Genomic DNA, 16,091 nt, shown 5'->3' on the forward strand with positions numbered 1-16,091 from the left:
TAAATACTGAATTGTATTGACAACTGCTGTGTGTAGTATATTAGTATAGTGGCAGTACAGTTGCGCAAATTATTGGTGGATTTTCAAATGTCACAAATACTTTTTGAGGGTACAGCACGATTGAAAAATCTTTACCATTGTTAGATAACACTTATCCTATTTGTCTAGCCTGAGCGGTGGTATTATCTCACGTTCAATTTTCGTTCACTGGGCAGTGTTGATTTGCCTCGCTTAATTGCTGATCGCCCCGGTTATCACCGACATCAAGTCAAAGATAATTGCCAGTTGCTAATCTGAGTTATTAGTGTAAAAATCAAAATCTAATCAACATCACTGTCGCTGTTTTGGCAGTCACTTATGAATACCAGCCCTGATTCAACAACCACGTCGGAGACCGCCGTCTCGCCTTCATTACCAGCACTGCCGCTGCCTGCGCAAGAGTCAGAGCGCTCACGTTTTCAAGCGGCAGACCTGTGCGTTTTATTAGAAACCTATTTGCCTGGCGATGAGATTCGGGAAGTGTATCGCGCTTATCTATTCGGCGCCGAAATGCACCAGGGGCAGCAACGCCATAGCGGCGAACCCTATATTTGTCATCCATTAGCAGTGACGCGCATTTTGGCCGATTTGCACATGGATTATAAATGTTTAATGGCAGCGTTATTACACGATGTTATTGAAGATACCGACATTGGCAAACATCATTTGGCACAATTATTTGATGAAGAAATCGCTGAATTAGTGGACGGGGTTAGCAAATTAACGCAAATAGATTTTCGCACCCGCGCTGAAGCGCAAGCAGCCAATTTTCGTAAAATGATGTTGGCGATGACCCGTGATATTCGCGTGATTTTAATTAAACTCGCCGACCGCTTGCATAACATGCGCACATTGGGCGTGATGCCACCCGAAAAGCGGCGCCGCATTTCGCGTGAAACCTTAGAGATTTACGCGCCAATTGCGAATCGTTTGGGCATTAATCATATTCGGTTGCAATTAGAAGAACTCGGGTTTAGTCATTATTGGCCGTGGCGGTGGTTGGTATTAGATCAAGCCATGCAGCGCATACATCGCAAACATCAAGAAGTGATGGGGCAAGTAGAAATAGCAATTCGCCGCCGCTTGCAACAAGAAGAAATTAACGGCGAGGTGATTAGCCGTGAACTGCATCTTTACAGTATTTATAATAAGATGTCACAACACGGTAAAACCTTTACTGATTTAGCCGAAATTTGCGCGGTGCGAATTGTGGTTCATTCAATTGATGCGTGTTATCGCGTCCTGGGTCAGGTGCATAATCTATACAAACCGGTACCGGGGCGGTTTAAAGATTATATTGCCATTCCCAAATCCAATGGTTATCAATCGCTGCACACGGTGTTAATTGGGCCACAAGGTATTTCAATTGAAGTGCAAATCCGCAGTATTGAAATGCACCGCATTGCCGACGCCGGCATTGTGTCGCACTGGCTTTACAAATCAAATAACACCAATCATCATAATATTCATACGTTAGCTAAAGATTGGTTGCAAAATCTGATTGATTTTCAAAACCAAACACCTGATTCACAAGACTTTTTAGACGACGTTAAAATAGATTTATTTCCAGATGAGGTCTATGTTTTCACGCCTAAAGGTGAGATTCTAGTCTTACCCAAGGGCGCAACTATTGTTGATTTTGCCTATGCGATTCATTCAGATGTCGGTAATACCTGCGTCGGTGGGCGAATTGATCGGCATTTAGCACCATTGCGCACGCCATTGCACAGCGGGCAAACGGTGGAAATTATTACCGCGCCGAGTGGCACGCCCAATGCCGCGTGGTTGAATTTTGTGGTCACAGGCAAAGCGCGTGCCAACATCCGCACTTACTTGAAAAATCTCCAACAATACGAGGCCGAGGCGCTCGGACGGCGCTTGGTGGCCGCTGAGTTGGCCACGCTAAAACTGTCGCTCGATCAATTAGATAGCGAACTGGTCGCGGCTTACGTTGTGCAAAGCGGGCTGGCGACGTTGGCGCAGGTGTTTGTGGAAGTCGGCTTGGGTAATCGTGTTGCATTATTGGTGGCACGCGGCTTGATTAATCAAACACTTACCCCCGTCACGACCACCACGCCCGCCGCCACCACTGCGCCCCCGCTCACACATTTGGCGATCACCGGCACCGAAGGCGTCGTGGTCAATTTCGCCCGCTGCTGCCGCCCCATCCCGGGCGATCCAATTGTTGGGTTATTTCATCCAGGCACCGGCATCGTCGTCCACCGCGCCAAATGCCACAACTTAGGCGACTACCAAACCCAACACGGGCGCTGGTGCGAAGTCGAATGGGCGGCGGTGCCGGAAATCGAATTCGCCACCGACGTGCGCATCGAAGTTGGCGACCGGCGCGGTGTTTTAGCCGTCATCGCCGCCGCCATCGCCGGTCAGGGCGCGAATATCGAAGACGTGCGCATCCACAGCCAAGACGGCACGACCTCAACGCTCGATTTTCGCCTAAATGTGCGCGATCGGGGGCATTTAGCGCGGATTATGCGGCGATTGCGCCAAATTCCGTCAGTGGTGCGTATTGCGCGATTATCGCGTTAATCATTCGCCGCGTTCATGCAATTCTTATCACTTGTTCATTGAGTTTCAATTCAGTTAATGATTAAACTGCTGCCATGCTAAACCCGGGGCGGATTATTGCCACTGAGCGGGTTCATAGCAACCGCCATGATTGGCACAATTTACGCGCCATGTTGCCGTATCTATGGGAATTTCGCGGCCGTGCTTTATTAGCATTAGGCTGCTTGTTATTAGCCAAATTTGCCAATGTTGGCGTCCCACTGGTATTCAAAGACATCATTGATGCGTTTGAAAACCACACCGAGCCGCTCTTAATTCTCCCGCTCAGTTTATTACTGGTGTATGGCAGTCTCAAACTATCCAGTTCATTGTTTAATGAATTGCGCGATGTCGTATTTGCCCGCGTCCGTTTTCGCGCCATGCGGCGTTTATCCACCCGTGTATTAGAACATCTGCACCGCTTATCATTACGTTATCATTTAGAACGCCAAAGCGGCGCCATTAGCCGTGATTTAGAACGCGGCACCCGTTCTGTTGCCACCATTCTCAATTATCTGGTCTTCAGCGTCATTCCCATTGTCGTGGAATTATTATTAGTCGCCATTGTATTATTAACCAAATATGCGCTGATTTTTACCCTGATTACCTTTAGCACCGTCTTGATTTACATGATCTTTACCTTTGCCATTACCGAATGGCGCATGGACGCCCGTCATGCCATGAATCGGCTTGATTCGCAAGCGAATACGCAAGCCTTTGATAGTTTGTTGAATTATGAAACCGTCAAATACTTCGGCAATGAAACGCGGGAATTGGCGCGCTATGACGCGACCCTCGCGCAATGGGAAGAATTCGCCGTGCGCAGCCAGACCTCCATGTCGGTATTAAACATTGGACAGGGCAGCATTATTGCCATTGGCGTCACGGCAATGATGTTCTTTGCCGCACAGGGCGTGGTGTCAGGGCAGATGCGCATTGGTGATTTGGTGTTGGTCAATGCGTTTATGTTGCAATTGTTTATTCCGCTCGGCTTTCTTGGTATTGTCTATCGGCAAATTAAATACGCGCTGGCCGATATGGATTTGGTATTTAAGTTATTAGCCCAGGTGCCGGAGATTAGCGATACACCTACCGCCCCGGCATTGCAATTAACCCATAGCAGTGTGCGATTTGAACACGTCCATTTTTATTATCAACCCGAGCGCGTCATTTTGCATGATCTGTCCTTTACGATTGCCGACGGTGAACGAGTGGCGGTGGTCGGTCATAGCGGCGCGGGTAAATCTACTTTAGCGCGGCTGTTATTTCGCTTTTATGATGTCAATGGTGGGCAGATTTTAATTGATAATCAGGATATTCGCAGCGTCACGCAACACAGTTTGCGCGCTGCTATTGGGATTGTGCCGCAAGACACGGTTTTATTTAATGACAGCATTTTTTATAATATCGCCTATGGGCGTCCGGCCGCCAGTCGTGCCGAGATTGAACACGCGGCCGAATTAGCGCATATCCGCGAGTTTATTGAAAGTTTGCCGCAACATTGGAATACAGTGGTGGGTGAACGGGGATTAAAATTATCCGGTGGCGAAAAACAGCGCGTAGCGATTGCGCGGGCGATCTTAAAACAACCGCGCATTCTCGTATTTGATGAAGCGACCTCATCATTGGATAGTAAAACCGAGCAAGCCATTGCACAAACCTTAAATGAAATTGCCGCACATCATAGCACCTTGACCATTGCACATCGCCTCTCAACGATTATTGATGCTGACCAAATTATTGTCATGGAGCAAGGGCGGATGATTGAACACGGCACCCATCGCACCCTATTAGATGCGGGCGGCTGCTATGCCGCGATGTGGGAATTGCAACAGCGCGAACATGAACAAACATCATTACCGGCATAAAATGCGGTGAATAACAACCCGTATCAATCAATTCCGCCGTGCGCTCCATCGAGTGATTAAACACGCCATGACCTTTACTTCTAATCCCGCGGATTCTTCACCCAAACAAATTGATGTCTTTAATGGTGATGCCGACGGCTTGTGTGCATTGCAGCAATTGCGTTTGCATGATCCAAGTGACAGTCAATTAATCACCGGCGTCAAACGGGACAGTGCGTTATTAAAACGTGTCACCGCCGCGCCGGGCGATCTGATTACGGTATTAGACATTAGTTTAGATAAAAACCGCGCTGATTTAGAGCGGTTATTAGCTATTGGTGCGCGGGTGCGTTATTTCGATCATCATTACGCCGGCATGATTCCAGATCATCCGTTATTAGATGCGCACATTGATTTACAACCTCAGCAGGGCACCAGTTTATTAGTGAATCATTGGCTAAAAGGGCAGGCGGCGGCGTGGGCGATTGTCGGTACTTTTGGGGATAATTTCGATCAGGCAGCGTATCAATTAGCCCAGCAATTAGGGTTAAACGCCACGGCCGCCGATTCATTGCGTGAATTGGGGATTTTATTAAATTATAATGGCTACGGCGCTACCGTTGCTGATTTGCATTTTGCCCCCGATGTATTGTTCCGTGCATTGCAACCGTATTCTGATCCGCTCGCTTTTATTGCCGCTGAACCAATGACCATGCAATTACGTTTAGGATATGAAGCGGATATGAATCACGCGCAGCAATTGACTCCATCATTGGTGACTGAGCGGCATCTTGTATTGCAGTTTCCCAATGAACCCTGGGCGCGACGGGTGAGTGGGGTGTTTATCAATCAATTAGCTCAACAGACACCGCAGCGCGCTCATGCGCTATTAACCGAATTAACTGGCGGCGAGTTTTTAATTAGTATTCGGGCGCCATTGGCACAGCCGACCGGGGCGGATCAATTAGCGCGCCAGTTTGTCACTGGTGGCGGGCGAGCCGCGGCGGCGGGCATTAACCAATTACCGGCAAGTGATTATGAACGCTTTATTCATGCTTTTATTGCCGCATTTTAAGTTGAATGACACTGAATGAATAACGCGCCTGATTTGTTGCGATTGGCTGATCAATGTGTCAAATGCGGGTATTGTTTGCCGGTCTGCCCAACCTTTTTGCACACTCCTAATGAAGCCGAATCCCCTCGCGGGCGGGTGGCGCTTATTCAAGGGTGGTTAACTGGTGCATTGGAACCGACCGCGCCATTGCAATTGCATTTAGATCATTGTTTATTATGTCGGGCATGTGAACGTGCTTGTCCATCGCTGGTGCAATTCGGGCAGTTAATGGATGGGGCGCGGGCGCTGCAAATAAAAACGCAGCCGCGCTGGCGGGCGGTTTTCATGCAATTGGGATTGACGTTACTCACTCAAACACGCGGGTTGTTATTAATCACGGCGGCGGCGCGGGTTTATCAGTGGGGATTGCATTGGACGCGGCGGGATGCTGATGTGCCAATCGCAGCGCAATCAAGTTGGGCGGTGCTGCGTCAATTAACCTGGTATTTACAATGGCCAATAAATCCCCCCTGCCCCCCTTTTACAAAGGGGGGAAATAAGGTTGATTCTTTTACAACGGGCGGAGATGCAGTTAATTCTTTTGCAAAGATGGGTGATGTGATCGGTGTTTTTGCAACGGGCGGAGATGCAGTTAATTCTTTTACAAAAGCTGAAGATGAAACCAGTGCTTTTACAAAAGCGAAGAATAAAAAAATTGGTGCGTTATTAAAAGAAAAATCGCCGCCGGCACTCTTTCTTGGTTGCGTGGCGCGAGTGACGGAGAATGAAACGGCGACGGCATTAATTCAAGTTTTACAATCGCTTGAGATTGATTACTGCATTCCAACGGCGCAGGGCTGTTGCGGTGCGTTATTACGCCATCATGGGTATCCTGATGCGGCGGATCGGGTATTAAAACGCACGGCGGCGACCTTGCGTGATGCGCCGGTGATTATTGGTTATGCGAGTGCATGTGTGGCGGAATTGCGTAGTCATGCGCAATTAAACGCGGTGGAGAGTTGCCGTTTTTTAATTAATACACCCGCATTAAAAACCGCTCACCTTCGGCCATTAGCGGCGCGGGTATTGGTGCATGAGCCGTGTTCACAGCATTGGTTGGGTGATCCGCAGGCGGCGTATCAATTATTGCAGTTAATTCCCGAATTGGTGGTGCAATCATTACCCGATAATGGGCACTGTTGCGGGGCGGCGGGGACGCATTTTTTACAATTTCCATCAGCGGCGGCGGCAATGGCGAGTGCAAAAATTGCGGCAATTCGGGAATTAAAACCCGATTATGTTGTGACCACGAATACGGGCTGCGCGTTGCATTTAAACATGCAATTGCAGGCGTCGGGTTTGGCAATTCGAGTAGTGCATCCGGTGGTGTTATTGGCGATGTGTTTATTATCATTAAATGATAAACTGCACGGGCGCTCATTTAATCAATTCACACTGGTGGGCGGGAATCATTTTTATTGACGCTTGATAATTGTCAATTGACAGCCCGCTAGAATAGGGCATAGCATTCCACTCGATTTTTCGGTGCCGCGTGAATCACCATTTACGCGGTTAAACGGGAAGTTGGTGCGCGTATCTATCTGTTATCTAACACAAATTCGATCACAGCGCGACGCAAAGCCAACGCTGCCCCCGCAACGGTAAATGAGCGCCAGCACCCGCTGGTTAGCGCGACTCACAGCCACTGTGACCATCATCATGGGAAGGCGTCGCGCTCGGGATTGTGTCCCACTCATCAGCCCGGAGACCGGCCGAAAAAGGATGGTCGGCGCTGGTTCACCACCGAAGCAGTGCTGACTCGTCACCGGGGTCGCGTGGGGCGGCTGACGGGGATGCCAGTCTCACGGCCGCATCGGCGCGCCACGCTGCCTCCTGCCAGTTTTTCCCCAGCACCTCTCACTTGACCTGCGCGGGTGCGCCGGGTCAAACGCCGGAGTTGCTGTCCAAATGTCCTCCACATCGCGCCGTTTCATGGCGTTTCTCATCACTGCGCCGCTGACCAACGTCACGGTCGCCGCTGACTCACTCACCACCCTGCCGCCGGTTATCGTGACCGCCAACCGCATCGCCGAAGCGGAAACGCAAGTTCTGGCCGCCGTCACGGTGATCGAACGTGCCGACATCGAGCGCCAGCAGGCACATTCGCTCTCCGACGTGTTACGCGGGGTGCCGGGCATCACCATTGCCCAGAGCGGCGGTGACGGCCACCCGCTATCGGTGTACCTGCGCGGCACCAATGCCGATCACGTTTTGGTGCTGATTGACGGCGTCAAAGTCGGCTCGGCCACGCTCGGCACCGCGCCGCTGCACAACTTGCCGGTTGACCAGATCGAGCGCATCGAAATTGTGCGCGGGCCGCGCTCCAGTCTGTACGGCTCGGAGGCAATTGGCGGGGTGATCCAGATTTTCACCAAACGCGGCGGGGGCAAACTGACGCCGACGGTCAGCATCAGCGGCGGGGATTTAGCCACTCGCGGCGCGGCGGTTGGGATCAGCGGCGGCGGGGATCACGGCTGGTTTAATTTCAGCGCCAACGTCAAGCGCACCGACGGCATCAACGCCTGCGATGGTCAGCCCAGCCCGTTTGCCGGCTGCGGCGTCAACGAGCCGGATCGGGATGGCTACCGCAACGTCGGCGTCAATCTCCGCGCCGGCTATCGTTTCAATCCCGCCGTGCAATTCGATGTCCACCTGTTGCAATCCGACAACGAGTCCGAGTTCGACGGCTCGGCCTTTGCCGGTAATCGCGCTCGCGCCACGCAACAGGTGGTTGGCACGACGGTGACGTTAAAACCCCGCGACTGGTGGACAGTGTTACTCAGCGCCGGTCACAGTTGGGATCAGCACCGCTCATTTTTTGCCGATCCCGCCGCGGGTGTGGCGGAACATTTAAACAACCGCTACGAAACCGAACGCGACACATTATCACTGCAACACACCGTCACGCTGCGGGCGGATCAGCAACTGACCGTCGGCGTGGATTACCTCAACGATCAGGTCGCCAGCACCGTCAACTATGCCCAAGATTCGCGGCACAATGTCGGCCTGTTCAGCGCCTATCACGGCCAGTTCGGCGCAACTGACCTGACCGTCAGCGGGCGACAGGATGACAACCAGCAATTTGGCAGTCACGCCACCGGCAACGCGGCGGTCGGGTATCGGTTCGACAACGGCGTCCACGTTGATCTGTCCTACGGCACCGCGTTCAAAGCGCCGAGTTTTAACGACCTGTACTTTCCCAACTACGGCACCGCAACGCTCAAACCGGAGCAATCGCGCAGTTGGGAATTGGGCATCAGCGGCGCGTTGCCACTTCCCCCCCTTTTAGCAAAGGGGGGCGGGGGGGATTTTTCAACCGCAGCGGGACGGTGGGAGGCGCGGCTGTTCCGCACCGACATTGACGATTTAATCGTGTACGACGCGGCCAGTTGGTCAGCGGCCAATCTCGCCAGTGCGCGGATTCATGGTTTGGAAACGACGGCGGCGGCGCGGCTGTTTGACCTTGACCTGCGCGCCAGCGTGACGCTGTTACAACCGGAAAATCGCGCCGATGTCGCAGACCAGGACGGCAATTTACTGCCGCGCCGGCCGGAGCAAACGCTGCAACTGGACGCGGATCGCCAGTTTGGGCGCTGGTCGGCGGGCGCGACGCTGTTTGCCGCGGGGCGGCGGTTCGACGACGTTGCCAACACAACACGGCTAGATGGCTACACTTTGCTGCATTTACGCACCGAATACGCCCTGACCAAAGCGGTCACGCTGCAAGCGCGGCTCGACAACGTGTTTGATGAAAATTACGAGACGGCGTACCTGTTCAATCAACCCGGGCGGACGGTGTTTTTCACCATGCGGTATGCGCCAACCAGCGGCGATTGAGCAGCAACTCCCGCCCATTTTTCGCTCATTTTCCACCAACCGGCATGAGCAATGCCACCCACTCACCAGGAGTTTTTTCAGATGTATCAAGACGTTAACGACCTCGACTCGCGGTCACGTTTATTAATCGGCTTGGGATTAGCCGCCGCCATTGCCGCCACACGCGGTCAATACTTCGCGCCGCTCGCGCATCATTTACCCGACGCGACGCTGGCGGCATTTTTCCTGGGCGGCGTCTATTTGCAACAACGGCGCGGCTTCGTGGCACTGTGTGTTTTGACCACCGTTCTTGATCTGATCGCCATGACTTGGGGTGGCGTGAGCAGTCACTGTTTCACCTTCGCCTACTGGTTACTCATCCCCACCTACGGCGCAGTGTGGGCGAGCGGGCGCTGGTATGCCGCGCACCACACGCCGACCAGCGCCACGCTGCCGCTGTTAGCGGGTGCCGCGCTACTCGGCGGAATCACGGCGGAGGTGATTTCCAGCGGCGGGTTTTATGTATTTTCCGGTTATTTTGACACCTTCAGCGGCGGCGAACTGCTCAACCGATTTGCCGAGTACATGCCCGCGACGCTGTGGCAATTGCTGGCGTATGTCGGCATCGGGGCGCTGGTGCATCTGAGCCTGAGCCGCGTTGCTGATTCACACCAGCAGCGGCTGTAGCCAGTTCACCGCCGCGGCGCGCCTGACTAATCAAGCCGCCGATGTCGGGTTGTATACAAAAAAGTATAGCGCTTGTCGGATACCGGCCGCGTTGTCAGTGCCATATTTGGTGACTGCCACGCGGCCGGCATTCGATTAAATCAGCGACCAATCGCCCGCCCCGCCTTTCAACCATTCATGGCACGAACTCTGCTTATTTACTGTGCAAAGCCCGACTGCGAAGTTGGGTTAAGTGTGCCATCCGTTATGAACAAAAAAATATAGCGATGCTGATTGATACCCCGCGCTCGTTGACAGGCGCTCGCCAATCCCGACCGCGTCAACCCCCGCTCACCTTTAGATTTTGGCAACTGAATTGACGATGAACTGGACCTATTGGCAACAATTAGCCGCACATTCCGGCGGGGTGCTGTACGTCATGGCGGGTTTATTCACCGTCGCCCTGACCATCGGCATCGAGCGCACTTGGGTATTGCGCAGCGTCACGCGGCACGGCGCGGGCATTTTGAACGCGGTCGCGGCGCTGGCCGCGCAGGATCACGCCGCCCTCGCCGCGTTGCGCGATACCCAAGCGCGGTCGTTGCACGGTTTATTGCTGACGGCCGCGCTGGACACCGCCGCGCCGTCGCTCGCCCAGCGGTTGGACGAACTCATCATGCGGCACGTCCCGCTGTTGGATCGGCATTTGTGGTTACTGGATACCACCGTCACGCTGGCACCGCTGCTGGGATTGCTCGGCACCATCGTCGGCATGTTTCACGCCTTCCAAGTGCTGGCCGCGCCCGGCACCGCGCCGCACGCCGTCACCAGTGGCGTGGCGGAGGCGTTGATTGCCACGGCCGCTGGGTTGCTGATCGCGGTAATCGGGCTGTTATTTTTCAACGGGTTAAATGAGCGGGTGCGGCTGGCAGTGCATCAACTCGACACGTTGAAAGTGATGCTGGTGAATCGCTTTGCCGCCGACGGTGAGGTGCGGTGATGCGCTATTTCCAACGCCGCAAAGCGCGGATCGAAATCGTGCCGATGATTGACATCATGTTTTTTTTACTGGTGTTTTTCATCATGGTCACGTTGAACATGATCCCGGCCACGGGCATTGGCGGGCGGTTGCCGAGTAGCACCAGCGCCGCGCAACTGGACTCGCCGCAAGTGGTCATCAGTTTGGATGCGAGCGGGACGCTGACCGTTGACCAGCACGGCGTGACTTTAGAACAACTGAGCGCGTTACTGCTGGCGCGGGGCGCTGACACGCGGGTGGTGATTGCGGGCGCTGAAATGGCCGCGCTGGGCGATGTGGTCGCGGTGATGGACGCCTGCCGCGGCGCGGGCATCAGTCACGTCGGCATTGCCACCCGCGAGCCGCCGCCGTGACTTGGCGGGATGCCCCACTGCCGACGGTGCCGCTGTGGTTGGCAACCCTGATTGCGATCAGTGGCGAGGCGGCGTTGCTGGCCGGCATTCACCACTGGTCAACCGCGCAGTTCACCGTCCCGCCGGTGCCGGAACTGCCGCTCGAAGTGAGTTTGGTGGCCGCGCCGCCCGTGTTGACCGATGCCGCTGTGGTCAGCGCGGCGAGTGTGCCACCGCCTAAATCTGCGCCGCCGCCACCGCCGCCAGTGGCTGAACCTGAACCGCCGCCGATGCCAATGCCAATCAAACCGGCAGTTGCGGCCTCACCTGCGCCGTCGGTGCCGGTGCAAATCAAACCGGTTAAGCCGCGCAAAAAACCGGTGGTTAAAAAACCCAAGTCGCCCGCCGTGGCGCGACCAGTTGCACCCGCGCCCCAGTCGGCAAAATCACCAGCGCGGCGGGCAACTCGTGCCACGCATCCGCGTCGTGCCACCGCGTCGCCTGCGCCAATTGCAGCCGCGCCCGTCACCAGTTCACCGGCGGCGTACTTGAGCAATCCCGCGCCGATTTATCCCACCAGCGCCCGCCAGCAGGGCGTCGAAGGCACGGTGCAATTGCGCGTGTTGGTGAATGCCAGTGGACAGGCGAGCGTGGTGCAAGTGGCGCGGTCGGCGGGTGCAAATGCGCTCGATCAGGCGGCCGTGCAGGCGGTGCGGCGCTGGCGCTTTCAACCAGCGCGGCGGAATGGTGCGGCAATCAGTGCGTGGGTGCAGGTGCCAATTCGATTCAAATTGAACCGCTAGTTTAACGCTTTCGCAATTCACTATTTATTAGGAGATTTTAATGACAGTTTTATATTCACGCACCTGCCGCACCATGCGGCAGACATTATTAGTATCGGCATTACTCGCGGTCACGAGCGCCGTCAACGCAATTGAAATCACCGACATGACCGGCCGCCGCGTCATGATTCCCGCACCAATTGAGCGCGTATTCCCCGCTGCACCGCCGGTGGTGCCGCTCTTGTATGCACTCAATCCCAATAAACTCATGGCAATTCATTTCGCCTTTCGCCCGGATGATTTCAATTACCTCGTGCCATCAATGCGCGATGCCATGATTATTGGGCGTTATACCGGCGAAGGCCCGCCGCCGCGCCTCGATCAAATCATGCAAGCCAAGCCGCAATTAACCATTGGTTGGGAATTGCCGTTTATTGATCGCCAGCGCGTATTGGATACGTTTCAATGGCTGCAAACGCCCGGTTTATTACTGCATCTCGACAGTCTGACTGATTACCCCGCCGCGTTGGAATTAGTTGGTAATGCGATTGGTGAAACAGCGCGGGCGCAGCAGCTGAGTCGTTATATTCGTGACGCCATAACCCGTGTCGAGCGGGCGGTGGCTGATATTCCCGCGGCCGAGCGCCAGCGCGTTTATTTTGCCGAAGGCACGAATGGTTTAATGACCGAGTGCGCCGATTCATTCCACGCGGAGGTCATTCAATTAGCGGGCGGCGTTAATGTGATGGATTGCAAAACTAAAATGATGTGCGGCCATCAACCAGTGAAATTGGCGGATATTCAAGCACTTGATCCTGATGTCATTCTCACCGATCAACCCGACTTTGCCCAGCACGTTAAAACAGATGCGGCGTGGCAGCAATTGCGGGCGGTGCGTAATAATCGCGTATTGCTCGCCCCCAACACACCGTTTAATTGGCTCGGGCGGCCGCCGTCATTCATGCGCGCAATTGCAATGCAATGGTTGGCGCATGAATTATACCCGACGCATTTTAATTGGAATGCACAGCGTGAAATCCCGGCATTTTACGCGCTGTTTTTAGGTATTAAACCAGAACAAGTGAATACCGCCGCTATTCTCAGTCAATCGGCACACTAATTGGGAGAGTATTCATGCTGTACCGTTCAATTTCATTCACTGCCGCGCTGGTTTATTCATGCGCGGCTACCGCAACTGAATTGCCGTTAATTACCGTCACCGCCGAAGCGGAACAAGCCGCGACCGCTTTGCCCGATCTTGGCACGACCGCGACGGTGACGCGACTTGACGCGCAAACGGTGCGCACGACCGCCGGCCCCGCCGCCAATTCGCCATTTCGGGCGATTATCAACGCGCCGTCGGTCAATTTTCAAAGCGCCGATCCGCACGGTTTGACCGAGGTTGGTTTTCACGAAACCTTGAAAATTCGCGGGGTTGGGCAAAGCGGCCCCGCGTCCGCCCGCAACATTGACGGGCTGCCGATCACTGGCAATCCCGGCGGCAGCAAAGGCATTTTGGACATGGAAAACGTCGCCGCGATGGCGGTGTATCGCGGCGCCGCGCCAGTGGATAAATCCTTAGGATTCAGCAACTTACCCGGCAAATTGGATTTAATCACCCGCGCCCCGCAAGTGGACATGGCCACCGAATTCCGCTCGGAAGGCGGCAGTGATGATTTTCGCCGCGTGTTTTTGCGCCAAGATTTCGGTCAACACGGCATCGCGTCGGGGTTTATTTCGGGCAGTTGGAATAGCGGCGACAATTGGAAAGGCGAGGGCGATTTTGAACGGCAAAATCTATTCACTGGATTAGCATTCGATGGCGGCGCGGCGTGGCAAATGGAATTATACGCGGGCTATAATCACGACGACCGCAATAATTATCAATTCTTTGATTATGCAAAAGCGAGCGATTTTGATAATTACACGCGCAATTGGTCAACTGATCCCGCCCGCGTGGATTATTACGATTACAATCACCAAACGTTTGATGATCGTTTTATTTATGCCAACGTGCGCACTAAATTAACCAACGCTGTGCAACTCGTGTTCAAACCCTATTATCTGAACGAGTCCGGCAATTATTGGTTTAGTTCAATTAACAGCAGTGATGCAAATAAAAGCCGCGTTCTAAATTGGATGATTGACCATGAAAATATGGGCATGATGACGCGCTTGGATTGGCAATTCGCGTCTAATCAAACGCTGCAACCGGGGATTTGGTTGCACAGTCAAGAACCGCCCGGCCCGCCCTCCACGCAGCAAAAATATAAAGCCACGGCGAACGGCTTGGTATTCGATGGTTGGCAAGTATTAGCCGATCACGACGCCCATCAATTGATTTCACCGTTTATCAATTATCTCGGGCAATTCGATCAATTCAATATTGAAGCCGGGCTACGCTTTGTCAATTTACAATTAGGCGCATTAACTGCGTATAACGCGACCGGCACTGCTGCGACCTTGACGAATGCGGATGCCGCCCGCGATGCTGGTGGAATTGACGCCATTGCATCCGCCGACGCAAAAACCTTTAATGAATGGCTACCATATTTCGGCGTGACTTGGACACTGAATCCAACAACCCGCCTATTCACTCGCTTCGGCCGTAGTTATGGGTTAGATGTCAATCTATTCCCGTACTATTACACGCAAAAGTCACAATTCGTCAGTAAAGGCGTCACGTTTCAATCACTGTGGGATCGCTTGGAATTAGAAACGGCGAATAACATTGACATTGGCGGGCGCTATCAACGCGACAAATGGGCAATAGAATTGACAACCTTTTATGCCAAACACGCCAATAAACAATCCACTATTTATGACCCGGCAATTGCTGTGCGTTATCCCTGGAATGTTGCTGATGCCGAGCGCTACGGAATTGAATTAGAAAGCAATTGGCAAATCACGCCGATGTGGCAAGTGAATGGCAATTACACCTGGAATCATTTCACCTATTCTGATGATTTGGCGTTATCAGCAACCGGCAATATTGCCACCGCCGGTAAACAAGTTGTGGATACGCCCGAACACATGTTGAAATTAGGAATGCGCTATACGCAGGCGGCGTGGACATTAGGCGTGGATGGGCGGTACATTGGCGAACGCTATGGCGACGTATTAAATGATGAGCGCGTGGACGCCGTGACTTTATTTGACGCCAATGCGCAATATCAATTGACCAAGTCATTAAATATCACGCTCAATATTCTGAATCTGTTTGATAAAGAATACATCGGGCCAATTAGCGCAGCGGATGATGCCATTGCCAATTACATTGCGGCGCTGAATGGCGTGAACGGGAATGGTTCCAGTTATCAATACGGCGCACCGCGAACGCTTTATTTGGGATTAGTGGCGCAGTTTTAAATAACGAAGGAGTAAAAGTCTGGTCAATATTGGCCGTAAAAGAACGCCGCCCGTTTTGAATAACAAGCGGCGTTTTGTTTAGGTGACGCGATGAGAGTGAATGACTTTTAATTGGTCATTTCATTATCAGTTGACGCACCGCGAGCATCATGTTCAATAATTAAGCAAACGCATCAACAAGCGCACCTGTGCCAAAATCACCCGCCCCTGTCGGTGCAGACAGCTGTGACGGCGGTTGGCGATTTTCAATATTGCCACCCGGGGGCGGAGTGGGCGCTGTGGGTTGATTCGGTTGACGAATTGAAATATTACTGTTGCTAATACCAGAACTACTGAATCCTGTTGGTGCAGATGGCTGTGACGGCGGTTGGCGATTTTCAATATTGCCACCCGGGGGCGGAGTGGGCGCTGCGGGTTGATTCGGTTGACGAATTGAAATATTACTGCTGCTAATATCCACAATGACCTCCACAATAGATTAAAACGAATGATCACGCTCTCCAAAAAAACACCGATGTTAAT

General features: G+C 53.2%; 13 protein-coding genes and 1 riboswitch. Of the genes, 12 read left to right on the forward strand and 1 reads right to left on the reverse strand.

Annotated elements, in window-relative coordinates; translation table 11 throughout:
- The first annotated feature begins 357 nt into the window (after nucleotides 1-357).
- The 12 genes from HUK38_RS07600 (at nucleotide 358) to HUK38_RS07655 (ending at nucleotide 15,569) form a co-directional block, all read left to right on the forward strand.
- Nucleotides 358-2,586: a RelA/SpoT family protein gene (locus HUK38_RS07600; protein WP_182583720.1), complete on the forward strand. Its 2,229-nt coding sequence runs from the start codon at nucleotides 358-360 to the stop codon at nucleotides 2,584-2,586.
- Between the two features lie 74 nt (nucleotides 2,587-2,660).
- Nucleotides 2,661-4,472, forward strand: coding sequence for an ABCB family ABC transporter ATP-binding protein/permease (locus HUK38_RS07605; protein WP_182583721.1), 1,812 nt, complete (start codon nucleotides 2,661-2,663; stop codon nucleotides 4,470-4,472).
- Nucleotides 4,473-4,539: 67 nt separating this feature from the next.
- Nucleotides 4,540-5,526: an acetyltransferase gene (locus HUK38_RS07610; protein WP_182583722.1), complete on the forward strand. Its 987-nt coding sequence runs from the start codon at nucleotides 4,540-4,542 to the stop codon at nucleotides 5,524-5,526.
- Nucleotides 5,527-5,541: 15 nt separating this feature from the next.
- Complete coding sequence (locus HUK38_RS07615) at nucleotides 5,542-6,987, forward strand: (Fe-S)-binding protein (protein WP_182583723.1); 1,446 nt, start codon at nucleotides 5,542-5,544, stop codon at nucleotides 6,985-6,987.
- A 44-nt stretch (nucleotides 6,988-7,031) separates the two neighbouring features.
- Nucleotides 7,032-7,296: riboswitch (cobalamin riboswitch) on the forward strand.
- Between the two features lie 177 nt (nucleotides 7,297-7,473).
- The gene (locus HUK38_RS07620) at nucleotides 7,474-9,402 is read left to right on the forward strand and encodes a TonB-dependent receptor domain-containing protein (RefSeq protein WP_238787521.1); all 1,929 of its coding nucleotides are present in this window, start codon (nucleotides 7,474-7,476) and stop codon (nucleotides 9,400-9,402) included.
- Nucleotides 9,403-9,483: 81 nt separating this feature from the next.
- Nucleotides 9,484-10,068 (forward strand): hypothetical protein, encoded by a 585-nt coding sequence (locus HUK38_RS07625; RefSeq protein WP_182583724.1) that lies wholly within the window; start codon nucleotides 9,484-9,486, stop codon nucleotides 10,066-10,068.
- Nucleotides 10,040-10,207, forward strand: a complete 168-nt coding sequence (locus HUK38_RS07630; protein ID WP_182583725.1) for a hypothetical protein — start codon at nucleotides 10,040-10,042, stop codon at nucleotides 10,205-10,207. The genes HUK38_RS07625 and HUK38_RS07630 overlap by 29 nt, the downstream gene beginning before the upstream one ends.
- Nucleotides 10,208-10,429: 222 nt before the next feature.
- Nucleotides 10,430-11,047 carry a MotA/TolQ/ExbB proton channel family protein gene (locus tag HUK38_RS07635; RefSeq protein ID WP_182583726.1) on the forward strand — a complete coding sequence of 206 codons (618 nt, stop codon included), beginning with the start codon at nucleotides 10,430-10,432 and terminating at the stop codon, nucleotides 11,045-11,047.
- Entirely contained in the window at nucleotides 11,047-11,439 is a 393-nt protein-coding gene (locus HUK38_RS07640) for an ExbD/TolR family protein (protein ID WP_182583727.1), read from the forward strand. Before HUK38_RS07635 ends, HUK38_RS07640 begins: the two co-directional genes overlap by 1 nt.
- The gene (locus tag HUK38_RS07645; protein ID WP_182583728.1) at nucleotides 11,436-12,221 is read left to right on the forward strand and encodes a TonB family protein; all 786 of its coding nucleotides are present in this window, start codon (nucleotides 11,436-11,438) and stop codon (nucleotides 12,219-12,221) included. Before HUK38_RS07640 ends, HUK38_RS07645 begins: the two co-directional genes overlap by 4 nt.
- Before the next feature lie 40 nt (nucleotides 12,222-12,261).
- A complete protein-coding gene (locus HUK38_RS07650; RefSeq protein ID WP_238787522.1) occupies nucleotides 12,262-13,320 on the forward strand; it encodes an ABC transporter substrate-binding protein in 1,059 nt (352 codons plus the stop codon).
- Between the two features lie 14 nt (nucleotides 13,321-13,334).
- A complete protein-coding gene (locus HUK38_RS07655) occupies nucleotides 13,335-15,569 on the forward strand; it encodes a TonB-dependent receptor (RefSeq protein WP_182583729.1) in 2,235 nt (744 codons plus the stop codon).
- Between the two features lie 160 nt (nucleotides 15,570-15,729).
- Here the strand turns inward: HUK38_RS07655 and HUK38_RS07660 are convergent, their stop codons facing one another.
- A complete protein-coding gene (locus HUK38_RS07660; protein WP_182583730.1) occupies nucleotides 15,730-16,029 on the reverse strand; it encodes a hypothetical protein in 300 nt (99 codons plus the stop codon).
- Between the last annotated feature and the right edge of the window lie 62 nt (nucleotides 16,030-16,091).

The sequence above is a fragment of the Thiospirillum jenense genome (assembly GCF_014145225.1).
Taxonomy (GTDB): domain Bacteria; phylum Pseudomonadota; class Gammaproteobacteria; order Chromatiales; family Chromatiaceae; genus Thiospirillum; species Thiospirillum jenense.

Excerpts from the sequence above, each read along its gene's own strand:
- HUK38_RS07605 (WP_182583721.1), top strand. The coding sequence starts at position 2,661 with ATGCTAAACCCGGGGCGGATTATTGCCACTGAGCGGGTTCATAGCAAC.
- HUK38_RS07640 (WP_182583727.1), top strand. The coding sequence starts at position 11,047 with ATGCGCTATTTCCAACGCCGCAAAGCGCGGATCGAAATCGTGCCGATG.
- HUK38_RS07600 (WP_182583720.1), top strand. The coding sequence starts at position 358 with ATGAATACCAGCCCTGATTCAACAACCACGTCGGAGACCGCCGTCTCG.
- HUK38_RS07635 (WP_182583726.1), top strand. The coding sequence starts at position 10,430 with ATGAACTGGACCTATTGGCAACAATTAGCCGCACATTCCGGCGGGGTG.
- HUK38_RS07625 (WP_182583724.1), top strand. The coding sequence starts at position 9,484 with ATGTATCAAGACGTTAACGACCTCGACTCGCGGTCACGTTTATTAATC.
- HUK38_RS07650 (WP_238787522.1), top strand. The coding sequence starts at position 12,262 with ATGACAGTTTTATATTCACGCACCTGCCGCACCATGCGGCAGACATTA.
- HUK38_RS07620 (WP_238787521.1), top strand. The coding sequence starts at position 7,474 with ATGTCCTCCACATCGCGCCGTTTCATGGCGTTTCTCATCACTGCGCCG.
- HUK38_RS07615 (WP_182583723.1), top strand. The coding sequence starts at position 5,542 with ATGAATAACGCGCCTGATTTGTTGCGATTGGCTGATCAATGTGTCAAA.
- HUK38_RS07655 (WP_182583729.1), top strand. The coding sequence starts at position 13,335 with ATGCTGTACCGTTCAATTTCATTCACTGCCGCGCTGGTTTATTCATGC.
- HUK38_RS07610 (WP_182583722.1), top strand. The coding sequence starts at position 4,540 with ATGACCTTTACTTCTAATCCCGCGGATTCTTCACCCAAACAAATTGAT.